Raw genomic sequence first — 13,045 nt, forward strand, 5'->3', positions numbered from 1 at the left:
GATCGGCGCCCGCCGCGGAGCGGCTGATGTCACTGCTGCCCCGCGTCTGCGGCATGATCCGCCGGACAGGCCCTAGGCCGTTTCGCGCCCCGTGCGCCGGGCGTACGCGCGGGCCGCGCGGGCGCGGTCGCCGCAGCGGGTGGAGCACCAGTGGCGGCGGCCGTGCCTGAGGAGGTAGCGGGTGCAGGGCGGGGAGCCGCAGGCGGTGAGGCGTTCGGCGTCGGGGCCGGTGAGCAGGTCGGCCGTGTTGGCGGCGAGGGTGGCCAGGGCGTGGTCGACGATCTGCGTGGTGGGGTGCGGGGCGGCGCGGTAGGGGCCGTTCTTCTCGTCCCAGTGCAGCAGGGCGGCCGTGGGCACCCTGGTCAGCGCGTCGTTGACGGCGGAGAGGGCCGGGGGAAGGGCGGGGAGCCCGGCGACCCGGGACGCGAGCAGCGCCCTGACGTTCTCGCGCAGTGACCGCAGCTGTGCCGCGCACATCTCCCGCATGCCGGCGTCCACCGGGGCGAGTCCGCGTTCGGTCAGCCACTGGTTGGCGGTGGCGGGGGTGCCGAGGAGGTCGAGGAACTGGCCGCCGGGCAGGGCGATGGCGGTGTTGGCGAAGTCCAGGGCGAGGTACTGCTCCGCGCCCGGCGCGGGCGGCGGTGCGGGCTCGGCGGTCACGGTCTCCTTCATGGATCTCATGGTACGGCTTGCCGCCATCCGTGAGACACGACTACTGTCTCTCACGGATAGAGTCGCTCCCATCCGTGAGGTGTGCCTTCATGACGACCCCTGCCCGCACGAACGACAAGCACTCCGACCAGCAAGCCGCCGCCCAGCTCCCCGTCCGCGTCCTCGGCGGCCCGACCGCCCTCTTCGAGTACGGCGGCCTGCGCTTCCTCACCGACCCCACCTTCGACGCGCCCGGCGACTACCCGAACCCCGGCCGTCCGACGCTGACCAAGACCGCGCCCTCGGCCGCCGCCCCCGGCGAGCTCGGCCGTGTCGACGTGGTCCTGCTCTCGCACGACGAGCACGCCGACAACCTCGACCGCTCCGGCCGTGCCCTGCTCGCCGACGTCCCGCTCACCCTCACCACACCCGCCGGCGGACAGCGCCTGGGCGACGGTGCCAGGGGGCTGCAGGACTGGGAGTCCGTCGAGCTGGACCGGCCGGGCGGCGGCACGGTCACCGTGACCGGCGTGCCCGCGATCCACGGACCCGGGACGCACGAGGAGGTCGTGCCGATCGCCGGACAGGTCGTCGGCTTCGTCCTGACCGGCGAGGGCCTGCCCACCGTCTACGTCAGTGGCGACAACGCCTCGCTCGACGCGGTCCGGCGGATCGCCGAGCGCTTCGGGCCCGTCGACACGGCCGTCCTGTTCGCCGGAGCCCCCCGCTTCCCGGTGCTCTTCGACGGCGAACCGCTGGTCCTGGACAGCGCCGGGGCCGCCGAAGCGGCCCGGATCCTCGGCGCGCGCCGGGTGGTTCCGGTGCACTGCGACAGCTGGTCCCACTTCACCGAAGGCCGCGACGACGTCGTGAAGGCGTTCACGACCGCCGGACTGGCCGACCGCCTACAGCTCGGCTGAGCAACCCGAACCCCACAACGCGAACCCCACAGCCCAACCCGCACCACGCGTCGTCCGGCACCGGTCCCTCCCCTCGTGGGGACCGGTGCCGAACCATGCGGGCGGCGTCGATCCGTGCCGTGACGGCGTGGATCGTGAAGCGGCCTGGCCCTTGGTCGGTGGAAGCGCGATCCGGTCGGAACCGGCTCTGGGTGGGCTCTGACGCTCAGGGAAGGAGACCGGCGCGCCGTGTCGCGATTCCGGCGCAAGTTGACCGAGAACATACGGCGGCATGAGTGGTCTCTCCGAGCGCTGAGCTGGTGGCCGGTCCGGACGACGTCCCGTTGCTGCGCTGTTGCGTCGTGATCCTGCCAGCAGGGGGCCCCGCTGGGGAGGTTCCGGTCCGGATCCGGATCCTTAACCGCAGGTCAGCCGTATAAAGTGAGTTTTCCGGTCCGGATGGTCCAGAGGTCCGGACGGTCCGGTTGTCCGGATGTCCAAGCGCGGAGGAAGTAAGGGGTGGACGCCTTGAGTTCCGACTCAGGGGCACGCACGGCCTTCGCGGAACGCCTCGCGCTCCTGTACCGGGAGGCCGGGAACCCTCCCCTCAAGAGCGTGTCCGAAGCGGTCGTACGGCTTCAGCGGGTCGACGAACGCGGGCGGGCCGTACGGGTGTCCGCCCAGCGGATCAGCGACTGGCGGCGGGCCAAGAACGTACCGGCGCAGTTCGCCGCCCTGTCCGCCGTCCTGCACGTCCTGATACCGCAGGCCCGCCGCGAGCGGCCCACGCCGGTGGCCCCCGGGCTGTACGACCTGGCCCACTGGCAGCGGCTGTGGGAGCGGGCGGTGGCCGATCCGGCCGGCGAGCGGCCCGCCGCCTCTCCGGAGGCGGACGAGGAGCAGCGGGCCGGCGTGTGCCCCTACCGCGGGCTCGCCTCGTACCGTCAGCAGGACGCCCGCTGGTTCTTCGGCCGGGAGCGCAGCACCGAGGCCCTCGTCGCCCAGTTGCGCGCGGCGGAGAAGACGGGCGGCCTGGTGATGCTCGTCGGCGCCTCGGGGGCCGGAAAGTCCTCCCTGCTCAACGCCGGCCTGGTGCCCGCCCTGCGGCAGGGCGCGCCGGGCGACGACGGCGAGGCCCCGGCGCGGGAGGTGCTCCAGCTCGTGCCGGGCGCCGATCCGCTCGCGGAGCTCACCGGCCGGATCCCCGGGCTCGCGGATGTCAGGGCCGCCGCGGAGGAGTCCGAGGCGGTCCGGGACGCGGTCGCCGCGTGGGCGGCGGGCTGCGAGAACCCCGCGCCTCCGGTCGTCATCGTGGACCAGTTCGAGGAGGCGTTCACCCTCTGCTCCGACGAGGCGGACCGGCGTACGTTCATCCAGTTCCTGCACGCCGCGTGCACGCCCGCCGGTCCGGGTGAGCCACCGCCCGTGCTCGTGGTCCTCGGGATCCGGGCCGACTTCTACGAGCAGTGCCTCGGGTATCCCGAACTGGCCGACGCGCTCCAGCACCGGCACATGGTGCTCGGGCCGCTGACCACCGCGGAGCTGCGGGAGGCGGTGACCGGGCCCGCCAAGGCCGTCGGGCTGGAGATGGAGCCCGGGCTGGCGGAGCTGATCACCCGGGAGGTGAGCGCCGACGGGCCGCGCGGCGCGCACGACGCGGGGGTGCTGCCGCTGCTGTCGCACGCGCTGCTCGCCACCTGGCAGCGACGCAAGGCGGGCCGGCTGACGCTGGCCGGTTACCGTGCGGCGGGCGGCATCCAGGGAGCGGTGGCGGCGACCGCCGAGCGGGCCTGGTCCGCGCTGGACCCGGCGGCGCGTACGGCCGCGCGGCTGCTGCTGCTCCGGCTGGTCCGGCTGGGCGAGGACACCCAGGCGACCCGGCGGCGCGGGACGCGACGGCAGTTGGCGGAGGAGTCGAGGGACCCGGCCAAGACGGAGGAGTCGCTCGAGGCGCTGGTGCAGGCCCGGCTCGTGACGCTCGACGCGGAGACGGTGGAGATCACCCACGAGGCCCTGCTGACCGCCTGGCCCCGGCTGCGCGACTGGATCGACGAGGGCCGGGGCGACCATCTGCTGCGCCAGCGGCTGGAGGAGGACGGCCGCGCCTGGGAGGGCTCGAACCGCGACACGTCCCTCCTCTACCGGGGTTCGCGGCTGGAACAGGCCCACACCTGGGCGAAGGCCGCCGGCGAGACCTTCCTGACCCGCAACGCGGTGGACTTCCTGGCCGCCTCGGTCAGGCTGCGCCGGCGCACCGTCTGGATCAGCCGCGGCGCGGTGTCGGCGCTGGTCGTGCTGGCCCTGGTGGCCGTCGGCGCGGCGCTGATCGCGTGGCAGCAGCGCAACGACGCGGTGTTCGAACAGGTCGTCGCCGAGGCGGACCGCGTCCAGTACACCGACCCGTCGCTGTCCGCCCAGCTCGACCTGGTGGCCCACGACCTGCGGCCGGGCGACGAGGGCACCGACAACCGGCTGATCTCGATCGTGAACGCGCCGCTGGCCACCCCGCTGCTCGGCCACACCGGCGCCGTCTACCTCACCTCGTTCAGCCCGAGCGGCCACACCCTGGCGACCGCCAGCTACGACCGGACCGTACGCCTGTGGGACGTCCGGAACCCGACGCACCCGAAGCCCCTGGGCAAGCCCCTCACCGGCCACACGAGCTGGGTCAGCAGCGCGGTCTTCAGCCCGGACGGCAGCACCCTCGCCACCGCCGGCGACGACGGCACCGTTCGCCTGTGGGACGTGCAGGACCCGCTGCACCCGATCCCGCTCGGCAAGCCCCTGACCGGTCACGAGGGCACGATCTACCTGCTCGCCTTCAGCCCGGACGGGCGGACCCTGGCCTCCGCCGGCGAGGACCGGACCGTACGCCTGTGGGACATGGCCGACCCGGACCGGCCGAAGGCGCTCGGGGCTCTCACCGGGCACACGGCCGCGGTCCGGGCCGTGGCCTTCAGCCCTGACGGACGGACGCTCGCGACCGGCGGCGACGACGACACGATCCGGCTGTGGAACACGGCCGATCCTCGTCGTCCCAAGCGGGTCGGCCCGGTGCTGACCGGCCACACGGGCCTGGTGCACTCCGTGGCCTTCAGCCCGGACGGCCGGACGCTCGCCAGTGGCAGCGCCGACGACACCGTACGGCTGTGGGACGTGGCCGATCCCGGGCGCGCCGAGGCCCTCGGCGGGCCGCTCACCGGCCACACCGGTGCCGTGTGGTCCGTGACCTTCAGCCCCGACGGTCAGACACTCGCCGCCGCCAGCGCGGACAGCACGGCGAGCCTGTGGAACGTCAGCGATCCGGCCTTCCCGGCGCAGGTCGGCGAGCCGCTCGCGGGCAGCAGCGGCGAGATGTACGCACTGGGCTTCAGCCCGGACGGCCGCACTCTCGCCACCGGGAGCGGCGACAGCAAGGTCCGCCTGTGGTCGGTCCCGACCTCGGACATGATCGGCCGGAGCGGGGCGTTCCGCCCGGACGGGCGGGTGCTCGCCACGGCCGCGCGCGACGGGCGGATCCGGCTGTGGAACGTGGACACGCCCGACCGGCCGGTGTCCCTGAGCGAGCCGTTCATGCCCGGCGACGAGGGCCAGCGTTCGCTGGCGTTCTCTCCCGACGGCCGCACCCTCGCGGTGCTGACCGGAAGCCGGGCGGTGTATCTGCTGGACGTCACCGACCCGACCCGGCCGGTCTCCCACGGCCCGCCGATCACCCTGCGCACCCGGTTCATGGGCCCGGACGCGCTGGCCTTCAGCCCGGACGGGCGCATCCTGGCCACCGCCTACGACGACCGCACCATCCAGCTGTGGCACGTGAGCGACCCGTCCCGCGTCACCGCGTTCGGCGCGCCGCTCACCGGCCACAAGGGCTACGTCAACGCCCTCGCCTTCAGCCCGGACGGCCACACCCTCGCCAGCGGCAGCGCCGACGGCACCGTACGGCAGTGGGACGTGACCGACCCCCGCCGTACGAAGTCCCTGGGCGCCCCGCTCACGGGCCACCTCGGACCGGTCAACGTGCTCGCCTACAGCCGGGACGGCCACACCCTGGCCAGCGGCAGCGACGACGACACCGTGCGGCTGTGGAACGTCACCGACCCCGCCGAGGCGACCCGGCTGGGCTCCCCCCTCACCGGCCACACCGAGGCGGTCGTGTCGCTGACCTTCAGCGCGGACGGCGACACCCTGGCCAGCGGCGGCAACGACAACACCGTCCGGCTCTGGGACGCGGGCGACCCGGCCCACGCCTCCCCCATCGGCCAGTCGATGAGCCCCAACGCCAAGACCGGCAACTTCCTGTCCTTCAGCCCCAAGAGCCACATGCTCGGGGTGTCCAGCGGCACGGACACCGTCCGGCTGTGGAACCTCGACGTCGACGCCGCGATCGACCACATCTGCTCGACCACCCGGGGCGTCCTGACGAAGGAGAAGTGGAACGAGTACCTGCCGCGGCTGTCGTACGAGCCTCCGTGCGACCAGTGATCCCGCTCACACCTGCTTGCTACGGCTCAGCAGTCGTCTCCCGCCGGGCAGGCAGCCTTGTTAGTGTTGGCCACAGCCCGATCGCTGGTGCATCCCCCGTCGCCAGCGGTCGGGCCTTTCCGTGTCGCCGCCGCCGGGCGGCCACGGGTCGGGAGTCGTACGCTGACCTGGTGCGGAAGGCGTACCAAGTGGTCCGTGACAACCGGCGGCACCAGTGGGAGAAGAACCGGGTGCAGGCGTCCTGGGCCGAGCGGGCCGGGACCGGGGCCACGGAACGCGACACCGGGTCCGAGCGCCGGAATCTCGTCTTCCACGCGGAGTACCGCGAGATCGCGGCGCCCCCGGACCTGGCCGAGGCGTTCGGCGTCCCGCCGGCCACCCCCCTCGTCGAGCGCACCTACCGGACCCGCCACGCCTGCGAGAGCACCCCGGTCAGCCTCACGACCTCCTACCTCGTCCGCTGCATGATCGCGGCGAACCCCGCCCTCCTGGACCACACCAACGAGCCCTGGCCCGGCGGCACCCAGCACCAGCTGCACACCGTCGGCATCGAGGTGGGCCGCGTCGAGGAGCGGGTCACCGCGCGTGCGCCGACCCCCGAGGAGCGTTGCGAGCTGGAGCTCGCGGCCGGGACCCCGGTGATCCTGCTGCGCAAGACGTCGTACGACATCGACGAACGCGTGGTGGACATCTGCCGCGTCACGCTCCCCGGCGACCGTACCGAGCTCGTCTTCACCACTCCCCTGGAAAGGTGGTGAGTGCCGCCGTGCCCCGGCGCGTCATCGTCGTCACCGCCGTCCATGCCCCCTCGGCCCGCTTCCTCCCCGAGGCCCACACGTCGCTGTGCGCACAGGAGCTGCCGGAGGGCTGGGAGTGGCACTGGGTGATCCAGGAGGACGGGCGCACCGACGCCGTCGCCCCCTACGTCCCCGACGACGCCCGGATCACCTTCCGGCAGGGGCGGCCCGGCGGCCCCGGCGTCGCCCGCACGATCGCGCTCGCGCACGCCGAGGGGACGTACGTGAAGATCCTGGACGCCGACGACCAGCTCACGCCCGGCGCCCTGGCCCGCGACCTGGCCGCCCTCGAAGCCGACCGCACGCTCGGCTGGGCGACCTCCCGCGCCCTGGACCGGCTGCCGGACGGCTCGACCGTGGGCTTCCCCGGCGATCCGGCGACGGGGCCGATCGAGCGCGGAGCCGTGCTCGACTTCTGGCGGGCCAACGGCTTCCGCGCCCAGGTCCACCCGGCGACCCTCTTCGTACGGCTGGATCTGCTGCTGGCCCTCGGCGGCTGGATGGCGCTGCCGGCGTCCGAGGACACGGGGCTGCTGCTGGCGCTGAACTCCGTGAGCCGCGGGTGGTTCTCGGCCGAGGTCGGGCTGCTCTACCGGAAGTGGGAAGGGCAGGCGACCGGGCAGGCGGCGCACGCGGACACCGCCGAGCGGGCGGCACGGATGGCCGTGGCGGAGGCGCGGGCGCGGGCGCTCGCGGGGTCGGGGTGGAGCTGGCCGGCGTCCTAGAGCCCGGCCCTAGTCGGTGAGCTTGACCGCCTGTGACGGGCACAGCTCGGCCGCCTCCCGTACGTCCGGATCGTCGCCGGTGTTCTCGCGGCCGGGTATGACGGCGCCGAATCCGTCCGCCACCGTGAAGACGGACGGAACGCGGTAGACGCATTCGCCGGAGCCGTAGCACAGGCTGGAATCAACGGAGACCTTCATGGACAGTGCCTGCCCGGCCGACGCCCCTTCCAGACGCCCGTTCCCGGCCTACTGGTCGAAGGGCAGCTCCAGCATCCGGATGGCGTTGCCGCGCAGCAGCTTGTAGGTGACCTCGTCGGAGAGGCCGGCCACGTGCTCCTCGGCGACCTGCTTGGTGTGCGGCCAGGTCGAGTCGACGTGCGGGTAGTCCGTCTCGAAGGTCGCGTTGTCCTCGCCGACCGTCTTGATGGCCTCGATGCCGTGCCGGTCGCGGAAGAAGCAGCAGAAGATCTGCCGGTAGTAGTACGTCGACGGCGGCTCCGGGATCAGGTCCTTGACCCCGCCCCACGCCCGGTGCTCCTCCCACACGTCGTCGGCGCGCTCCAGGGCGTACGGGATCCAGCCCATCTGCCCCTCGCTGTACGCCAGTTTCAGCCGCGGGAACTTCACCAGCACCCCGGAGAAGAGGAAGTCCATCATCGACGCCATCGCGTTGTTGAAGCTCAGCGCGGCCTGGACGGCGGGGGGCGCGTCGGGGGACGCGGCCGGCATCTGCGACGAGGACCCGATGTGCATGTTCACCACGGTCCCGGTCTCCTCGCAGACCGCGAAGAAGGGGTCCCAGTAGCCGGAGTGGATCGACGGCAGCCCCAGATACGTCGGGATCTCGCTGAACGTCACGGCCCGTACGCCCCGTTCGGCATTGCGCCGGATCTCCGCGACGGCCAGGTCGATGTCCCACAGCGGGATGAGGCACAGCGGGATGAGGCGGCCGCCGCTGTCGCCGCACCACTCCTCGACCATCCAGTCGTTGTACGCCCGCACGCAGGCGAGTCCGACCTCCTTGTCCTTGGCCTCCGCGAAGGTCTGCCCGCAGAAGCGGGGGAAGGTGGGGAAGCAGAGCGAGCCCTCGACATGGTTCATGTCCATGTCCTCCAGCCGGGCCTTCGGGTCCCAGCAGCCTCGCCGCATCTGCTCCCGGGTGATCCCGTCGAGCGTCATCTCGTCCCGCGAGAAGCCGACGGCCGCGATGATGCGCTTGTACGGGAAGAGCTCGCCCTCGTACTCCCACCAGTCGGTGATCTGGCCGTCGGGGTCGGTGGTGAACCGGTACTTCCCCCCGACGTACTGAAGGTCACCGATACCCGCGGTGAGCGGCTTCGGCCCCCTGTCCCGGTACTTCGCCGGGAGCCACGTCTCGAAGAGATGCGCGGGCTCGATCACGTGATCGTCCACGCTGATGACCTTGGGCAGTTCCCTGCCACCGAGCCCGCTGCCGCTCCTACCGCTCCTACCGCTACCGACACTGACCACTGCGTGCCCCTTACTGCCTGCCGACTCCCGGCACGAATCTGACGACCCATCAGATTAAGCGTAGGGGGCGGCTCCTGCGGCAGCAATACACGCCGCCTTGATCGTGGTAGGGAGGGGGCATGCCCGGGCGACTCCCTCTCACCGAACAGCTCACGGCCCTGCGCTCCACGCTCTCCCGGAACGAGGTCCTGACCGACGTGCTGACCAGGGCGGCGACACTGGAGCTGCCCGGCTGGTACCTGACGGCGGGCTGCCTGTTCCAGACCGTGTGGAACGTGGTCACCGACAGGCCCCCGGCAGCCGGCATCAAGGACTACGACCTCTTCTACTTCGACGACACCGACCTGTCCTGGGAGGCCGAGGACGCCGTCATCAGGGGGGGCAGGGCGGTGTTCGCCGGGGTGCCGGGCGAGGTGGAGATCCGCAACGAGGCCCGTGTGCACCTCTGGTACGAGGAGAAGTTCGGGGTGCCCTGTCCGCCGTACGAGTCCACCGAGGCCGCGATCGACTCCTTCGCGGCGACGACGTGCTGTCTGGGCGTACGGCTGGAGCCCGACGGGGAATGGCGCGTCTACGCCCCGCACGGCCTCTCCGACGTCTACAACCTCGTGGTCCGGCCCAACCCGGTCCTCGCCCCGCGCGAGGTCTACGAGGCCAAGACGCGGCGCTGGCAGGAGCAGTGGCCGGAACTCACCGTTCTGCCGTGGCCGGGACGGATCAAGGAGGACCCCTGTGGGTGAACACCGGGCGGTCGTGCGCCGGTAGGCTGGGTCGGCTGCGGCACCCCCCACCATCACCCGTGCCACCGTGGGTCGTTGAGTCCTGCGGCGGTCGAGACGTCATTACGGCAATCACGGCATGAGGATGAAACACAGGTGCTGATCGCGGGCCGGTACCGGCTGCACGACCCCATCGGACGCGGCGCGATGGGGGAGGTCTGGCGGGCGTTCGACGAGACGCTCGGCCGGACGGTGGCCGTCAAGCTGCTCCTTCCCCACGACTCCGACCCGACGGCGACCTCCCGCTTCCGGCTGGAGGCCCAGACCGCCGGGCGGCTCAACCACCCGCACGTGGTGGGCGTGTACGACTTCGGCGAGTACGACGGCCGGCTCTTCCTGGTGATGGAACTGGTCGAGGGCGACAGTCTCGCCCGCCGGCTCAGCACCGCGGGACCGCTCCCCGTCGAGCAGGTGGCCCGGATCGCGGCGCAGGCCGCCGCCGGGCTCGCCGCCGCCCACCAGCAGGGCATCGTGCACCGCGACATCAAGCCCGCCAACCTGCTGCTGGACGCCGACGGCACCCTGAAGATCGGCGACTTCGGCATCGCCCGCTTCGTCGACGACCCCTCCGGCGCGCTCACCACCACCGGCCAGATCGTCGGCACCAGCCTCTATCTCGCCCCCGAGCGCGCGCTGGGGCAGGCCGCCGGTCCGGCCTCGGACGTGTACGCGCTGGGCTGTCTGCTCTACCAACTCCTCACCGGGCGCCCCCCGTTCCAGGCCGACACCGCCGTCGCGATCCTCCACCAGCATCTCGACGCCACCCCCGTACCGCCCCGGCAGTCCCGCCCCGAACTCCCGCCCGCCTTCGAGAACTTCCTCCTCGGGCTCCTCGCCAAGCGGCCCGAGGACCGTCCCGCCACGCAGCAGATCGCCGAGTGGTTCGGCGGCGGGGCCTGGCAGGGGCGGTCGGAGCCCTTGCCGGAACCGGCACCCGTACGGCAGGCGGCGACCTCGCTGATCCCGCCGCCGACCGGACCGGGTGTCCCCGGCGGTTCGGAGGCCGGCCCCGCGACCACGTACGCACTGCCCTCCGCCGCGGTACGGCCGTCCCGCTCCCGCACGACCGGGTCCCCCGGGGCCCGCGGCCTGGTCGCGCACCGGCCGAGGGTGATGGCGACGGCCGCCGCGGTCCTGGTCTTCCTGGCCGCGATGCTCGCCGGGATGCTCTGGTTCTCGCCGGGCAACAGCTCGGCGGAGAGCCCCGGGAACGGCACGCCGGGCGCTACGACGCCGGGGGCGTCCGGTGGGTCCGAGGGATCCGAGGTATCCGATGGGTCCGCCGGGTCCGAGGCGCCCGCGGGACCCGGGGGATCCGGGGGATCCGGGGGATCCGCGACCAACCTGTCCGACACCCCCGAGGTCTCCCCCACGCCCTCGTCTCCCACCCCGACTCCCACACCCACTCCCACCCCCTCCAGGACGGATGACGGGCAAAAAGGCAAGGACGGTCAGGACAAGGGCAAGGACGAGGAGAACGAGGACGAGGGGGACGAGCCGGACGAGGAGGGCTGAGGCCCGACGGTCCGTCCTGTCCGCGAAGGCGCCTCGTACGGGACCGGGTCGGCCGTGAAGAGGGTGTCGAGGCGGTGGGCGTACGCCTCCCGGGCCGCGGCGAAGTGTTCCGCCGGGAGGGTGTTCGCCTCGGACACCGTGAACGGCTCCAGCGGGGTCATGCCGGTGAAGCGGAACAGGCCGTGCTGGAGCGGGTGGAGGACGTCGGTGAGGCGGCCGTGGATGCCCCGGTCGGAGAAGGACCGCTCGCGGGCGCCGTACGTCACCGACAGCAGGGCCCGGCGGCCCGCCAGCGGCGCGTCCTCGCCGTAGGGCGGCGCGACCCGGGGGCCGTACGCGAAACCGCTGGTGAAGACGCGGTCGATCCAGCCCTTGAGGATCGCCGGGGCGGCGAACCACCACATCGGGAAGTGCAGGATCACCGCGTCCGACCAGAGGATCTTCTCCTGCTCGGCGGCGATGTCCGGGGCGAGGTGGCCGGCGAGGGTGGCCTCCTCGGAGACGTCCATCACGTGCAGGCGGCGGTCGGTGCCGTGCTCGGGGAAGTCGTCGGCGTCCACCGTCGCCTTCCACTTCATCGCGTAGAGGTCGCTGAGCCGTACCTCGTGCCCCGCCGCGCGGAGGTGGTCGGCGGCGAAGGCGGTGAGGGAGGCTTGGAGGGAACGGGGGTCGGGGTGGGCGCTGACGACGAGGACCTTCTTGGCCTGGTCGGTGTTTTCCGTCATGCCCTTCACGGTGTCCCGGGCGCTGACGGGTAGCCAGAACCCTGTGGTACCGGCGGTTTCGGAATCCTGGTATTGCCAGGGCCACCCGTACGGGATGCGGGCGCCGCGCATACTGGAACGCATGGACGGCGTGCACGGGGTGGGGGAAGGCAAGGCACTCGGCGGCTTTCTGCGGGCCAGGCGGGGGCGGGTGGCACCCGAGCGCGTCGGGCTCGCCGGCGGCGGCCGGCGTCGCGTGCGCGGGCTGCGCCGGGAGGAGTTGGCCCAGCTCGCCGGGATCAGCGTCGACTACTACGTCCGTCTCGAACAGGGCCGGGCGACCCAGCCGTCCGCCGAGGTCCTCGACGCGCTCGCCAGGGTCCTCGGGCTCGACACCGCGGAACGCCGGCACCTCGACACCCTGGCCACCGGCAGGCCCGAGCCCACGCCAAGGCTCCGCGTCGGCCCCGTGCTGCTGCGGGCCCTCGAGGCCATGGCTGAGCTGCCCGCCTTCGTGACGGACCACCGGCTCGACGTCGTCGCCTGGAACGACCTGGGCGGCGAGCTGATGGGCGGCCTGGCCGACCCCGGGCGCCGGGACCGCAACAACGCCCGCTTCCTCTTCCTCGACCCCGCCTCGCGCGAGCTGTACCCCGAGTGGGAGGCGAGGGCGGCGGAGGCGGTCGGGCAGCTCCGGGTGGCCGCGGGACGCTATCCCGACGACACCGAACTGGGCGCGCTCATCGCCGAGTTGTCCAGGAGCAGCGCCGACTTCCGGCGGATCTGGGACTCCGGCGAGGTGATGATGTGCGCGGCGGGACGCAAGCGGCTGCGGCACCCCGCCGCCGGACTGCTCGACCTCGACTACGAGACCCTGCACGTGCCGGCCGCGCCCGGTGAGACGGGCCTGATCATGCACGTGTTCAGCGCCGGGGAGGGCACGGCGGAGGCCGCCGCCCTCGAACGGCTGACGACCGCCCTGGTCTGACGGTCAGTTGTTCC

11 protein-coding genes are annotated in these 13,045 nt (G+C 72.8%); 7 read left to right on the forward strand and 4 right to left on the reverse strand.

The window, feature by feature from the left end; translation table 11 throughout:
• Positions 1-72: 72 nt before the first annotated feature.
• Positions 73-672 (reverse strand): CGNR zinc finger domain-containing protein, encoded by a 600-nt coding sequence (locus AC5P09_RS34905; protein ID WP_493877720.1) that lies wholly within the window; start codon positions 670-672, stop codon positions 73-75.
• Between the two features lie 89 nt (positions 673-761).
• Between AC5P09_RS34905 and AC5P09_RS34910 the strand changes: the two genes are divergently transcribed.
• From AC5P09_RS34910 to AC5P09_RS34925, 4 genes are all read left to right on the forward strand, one after another.
• Complete coding sequence (locus AC5P09_RS34910) at positions 762-1,571, forward strand: MBL fold metallo-hydrolase (RefSeq protein ID WP_493877721.1); 810 nt, start codon at positions 762-764, stop codon at positions 1,569-1,571.
• 498 nt (positions 1,572-2,069) lie between these two features.
• The gene (locus AC5P09_RS34915; RefSeq protein WP_493877722.1) at positions 2,070-6,032 is read left to right on the forward strand and encodes an nSTAND1 domain-containing NTPase; all 3,963 of its coding nucleotides are present in this window, start codon (positions 2,070-2,072) and stop codon (positions 6,030-6,032) included.
• A 170-nt stretch (positions 6,033-6,202) separates the two neighbouring features.
• Positions 6,203-6,790 carry a UTRA domain-containing protein gene (locus AC5P09_RS34920; RefSeq protein ID WP_493877723.1) on the forward strand — a complete coding sequence of 196 codons (588 nt, stop codon included), beginning with the start codon at positions 6,203-6,205 and terminating at the stop codon, positions 6,788-6,790.
• Positions 6,787-7,554 carry a glycosyltransferase family 2 protein gene (locus AC5P09_RS34925; RefSeq protein WP_493877724.1) on the forward strand — a complete coding sequence of 256 codons (768 nt, stop codon included), beginning with the start codon at positions 6,787-6,789 and terminating at the stop codon, positions 7,552-7,554. Before AC5P09_RS34920 ends, AC5P09_RS34925 begins: the two co-directional genes overlap by 4 nt.
• A gap of 9 nt (positions 7,555-7,563) precedes the next feature.
• Here the strand turns inward: AC5P09_RS34925 and AC5P09_RS34930 are convergent, their stop codons facing one another.
• Both AC5P09_RS34930 and AC5P09_RS34935 read right to left on the reverse strand, forming a co-directional pair.
• The gene (locus AC5P09_RS34930; protein WP_493877725.1) at positions 7,564-7,752 is read right to left on the reverse strand and encodes a ferredoxin; all 189 of its coding nucleotides are present in this window, start codon (positions 7,750-7,752) and stop codon (positions 7,564-7,566) included.
• A gap of 48 nt (positions 7,753-7,800) precedes the next feature.
• Positions 7,801-9,045, reverse strand: coding sequence for an amidohydrolase family protein (locus AC5P09_RS34935; RefSeq protein ID WP_493877726.1), 1,245 nt, complete (start codon positions 9,043-9,045; stop codon positions 7,801-7,803).
• Positions 9,046-9,164: 119 nt separating this feature from the next.
• On the opposite strand from AC5P09_RS34935, the gene AC5P09_RS34940 reads away from it, so the two are divergent.
• Complete coding sequence (locus AC5P09_RS34940; RefSeq protein ID WP_493877727.1) at positions 9,165-9,785, forward strand: nucleotidyltransferase family protein; 621 nt, start codon at positions 9,165-9,167, stop codon at positions 9,783-9,785.
• 135 nt (positions 9,786-9,920) lie between these two features.
• Complete coding sequence (locus tag AC5P09_RS34945) at positions 9,921-11,339, forward strand: serine/threonine-protein kinase (protein ID WP_493877728.1); 1,419 nt, start codon at positions 9,921-9,923, stop codon at positions 11,337-11,339.
• Here the strand turns inward: AC5P09_RS34945 and AC5P09_RS34950 are convergent.
• On the reverse strand, positions 11,276-12,064 hold the full coding sequence (locus AC5P09_RS34950) for an NAD(P)H-dependent oxidoreductase (RefSeq protein ID WP_493877729.1): 789 nt from the start codon (positions 12,062-12,064) through the stop codon (positions 11,276-11,278). The two genes, AC5P09_RS34945 and AC5P09_RS34950, sit on opposite strands and share 64 nt — an antisense overlap.
• Positions 12,065-12,185: 121 nt before the next feature.
• Here AC5P09_RS34950 and AC5P09_RS34955 point away from each other — a divergent pair, with 121 nt between their 5' ends.
• Positions 12,186-13,031 (forward strand): helix-turn-helix domain-containing protein, encoded by an 846-nt coding sequence (locus tag AC5P09_RS34955; RefSeq protein WP_493877730.1) that lies wholly within the window; start codon positions 12,186-12,188, stop codon positions 13,029-13,031.
• Positions 13,032-13,045: the final 14 nt, after the last annotated feature.

This window comes from Streptomyces sp. a15 (assembly GCF_059026085.1).

Coding starts and splice junctions, on each gene's coding strand:
- AC5P09_RS34950 (WP_493877729.1), bottom strand. CDS start 12,064: ATGACGGAAAACACCGACCAGGCCAAGAAGGTCCTCGTCGTCAGCGCC.
- AC5P09_RS34940 (WP_493877727.1), top strand. CDS start 9,165: ATGCCCGGGCGACTCCCTCTCACCGAACAGCTCACGGCCCTGCGCTCC.
- AC5P09_RS34955 (WP_493877730.1), top strand. CDS start 12,186: ATGGACGGCGTGCACGGGGTGGGGGAAGGCAAGGCACTCGGCGGCTTT.
- AC5P09_RS34910 (WP_493877721.1), top strand. CDS start 762: ATGACGACCCCTGCCCGCACGAACGACAAGCACTCCGACCAGCAAGCC.
- AC5P09_RS34930 (WP_493877725.1), bottom strand. CDS start 7,752: ATGAAGGTCTCCGTTGATTCCAGCCTGTGCTACGGCTCCGGCGAATGC.
- AC5P09_RS34905 (WP_493877720.1), bottom strand. CDS start 672: ATGAAGGAGACCGTGACCGCCGAGCCCGCACCGCCGCCCGCGCCGGGC.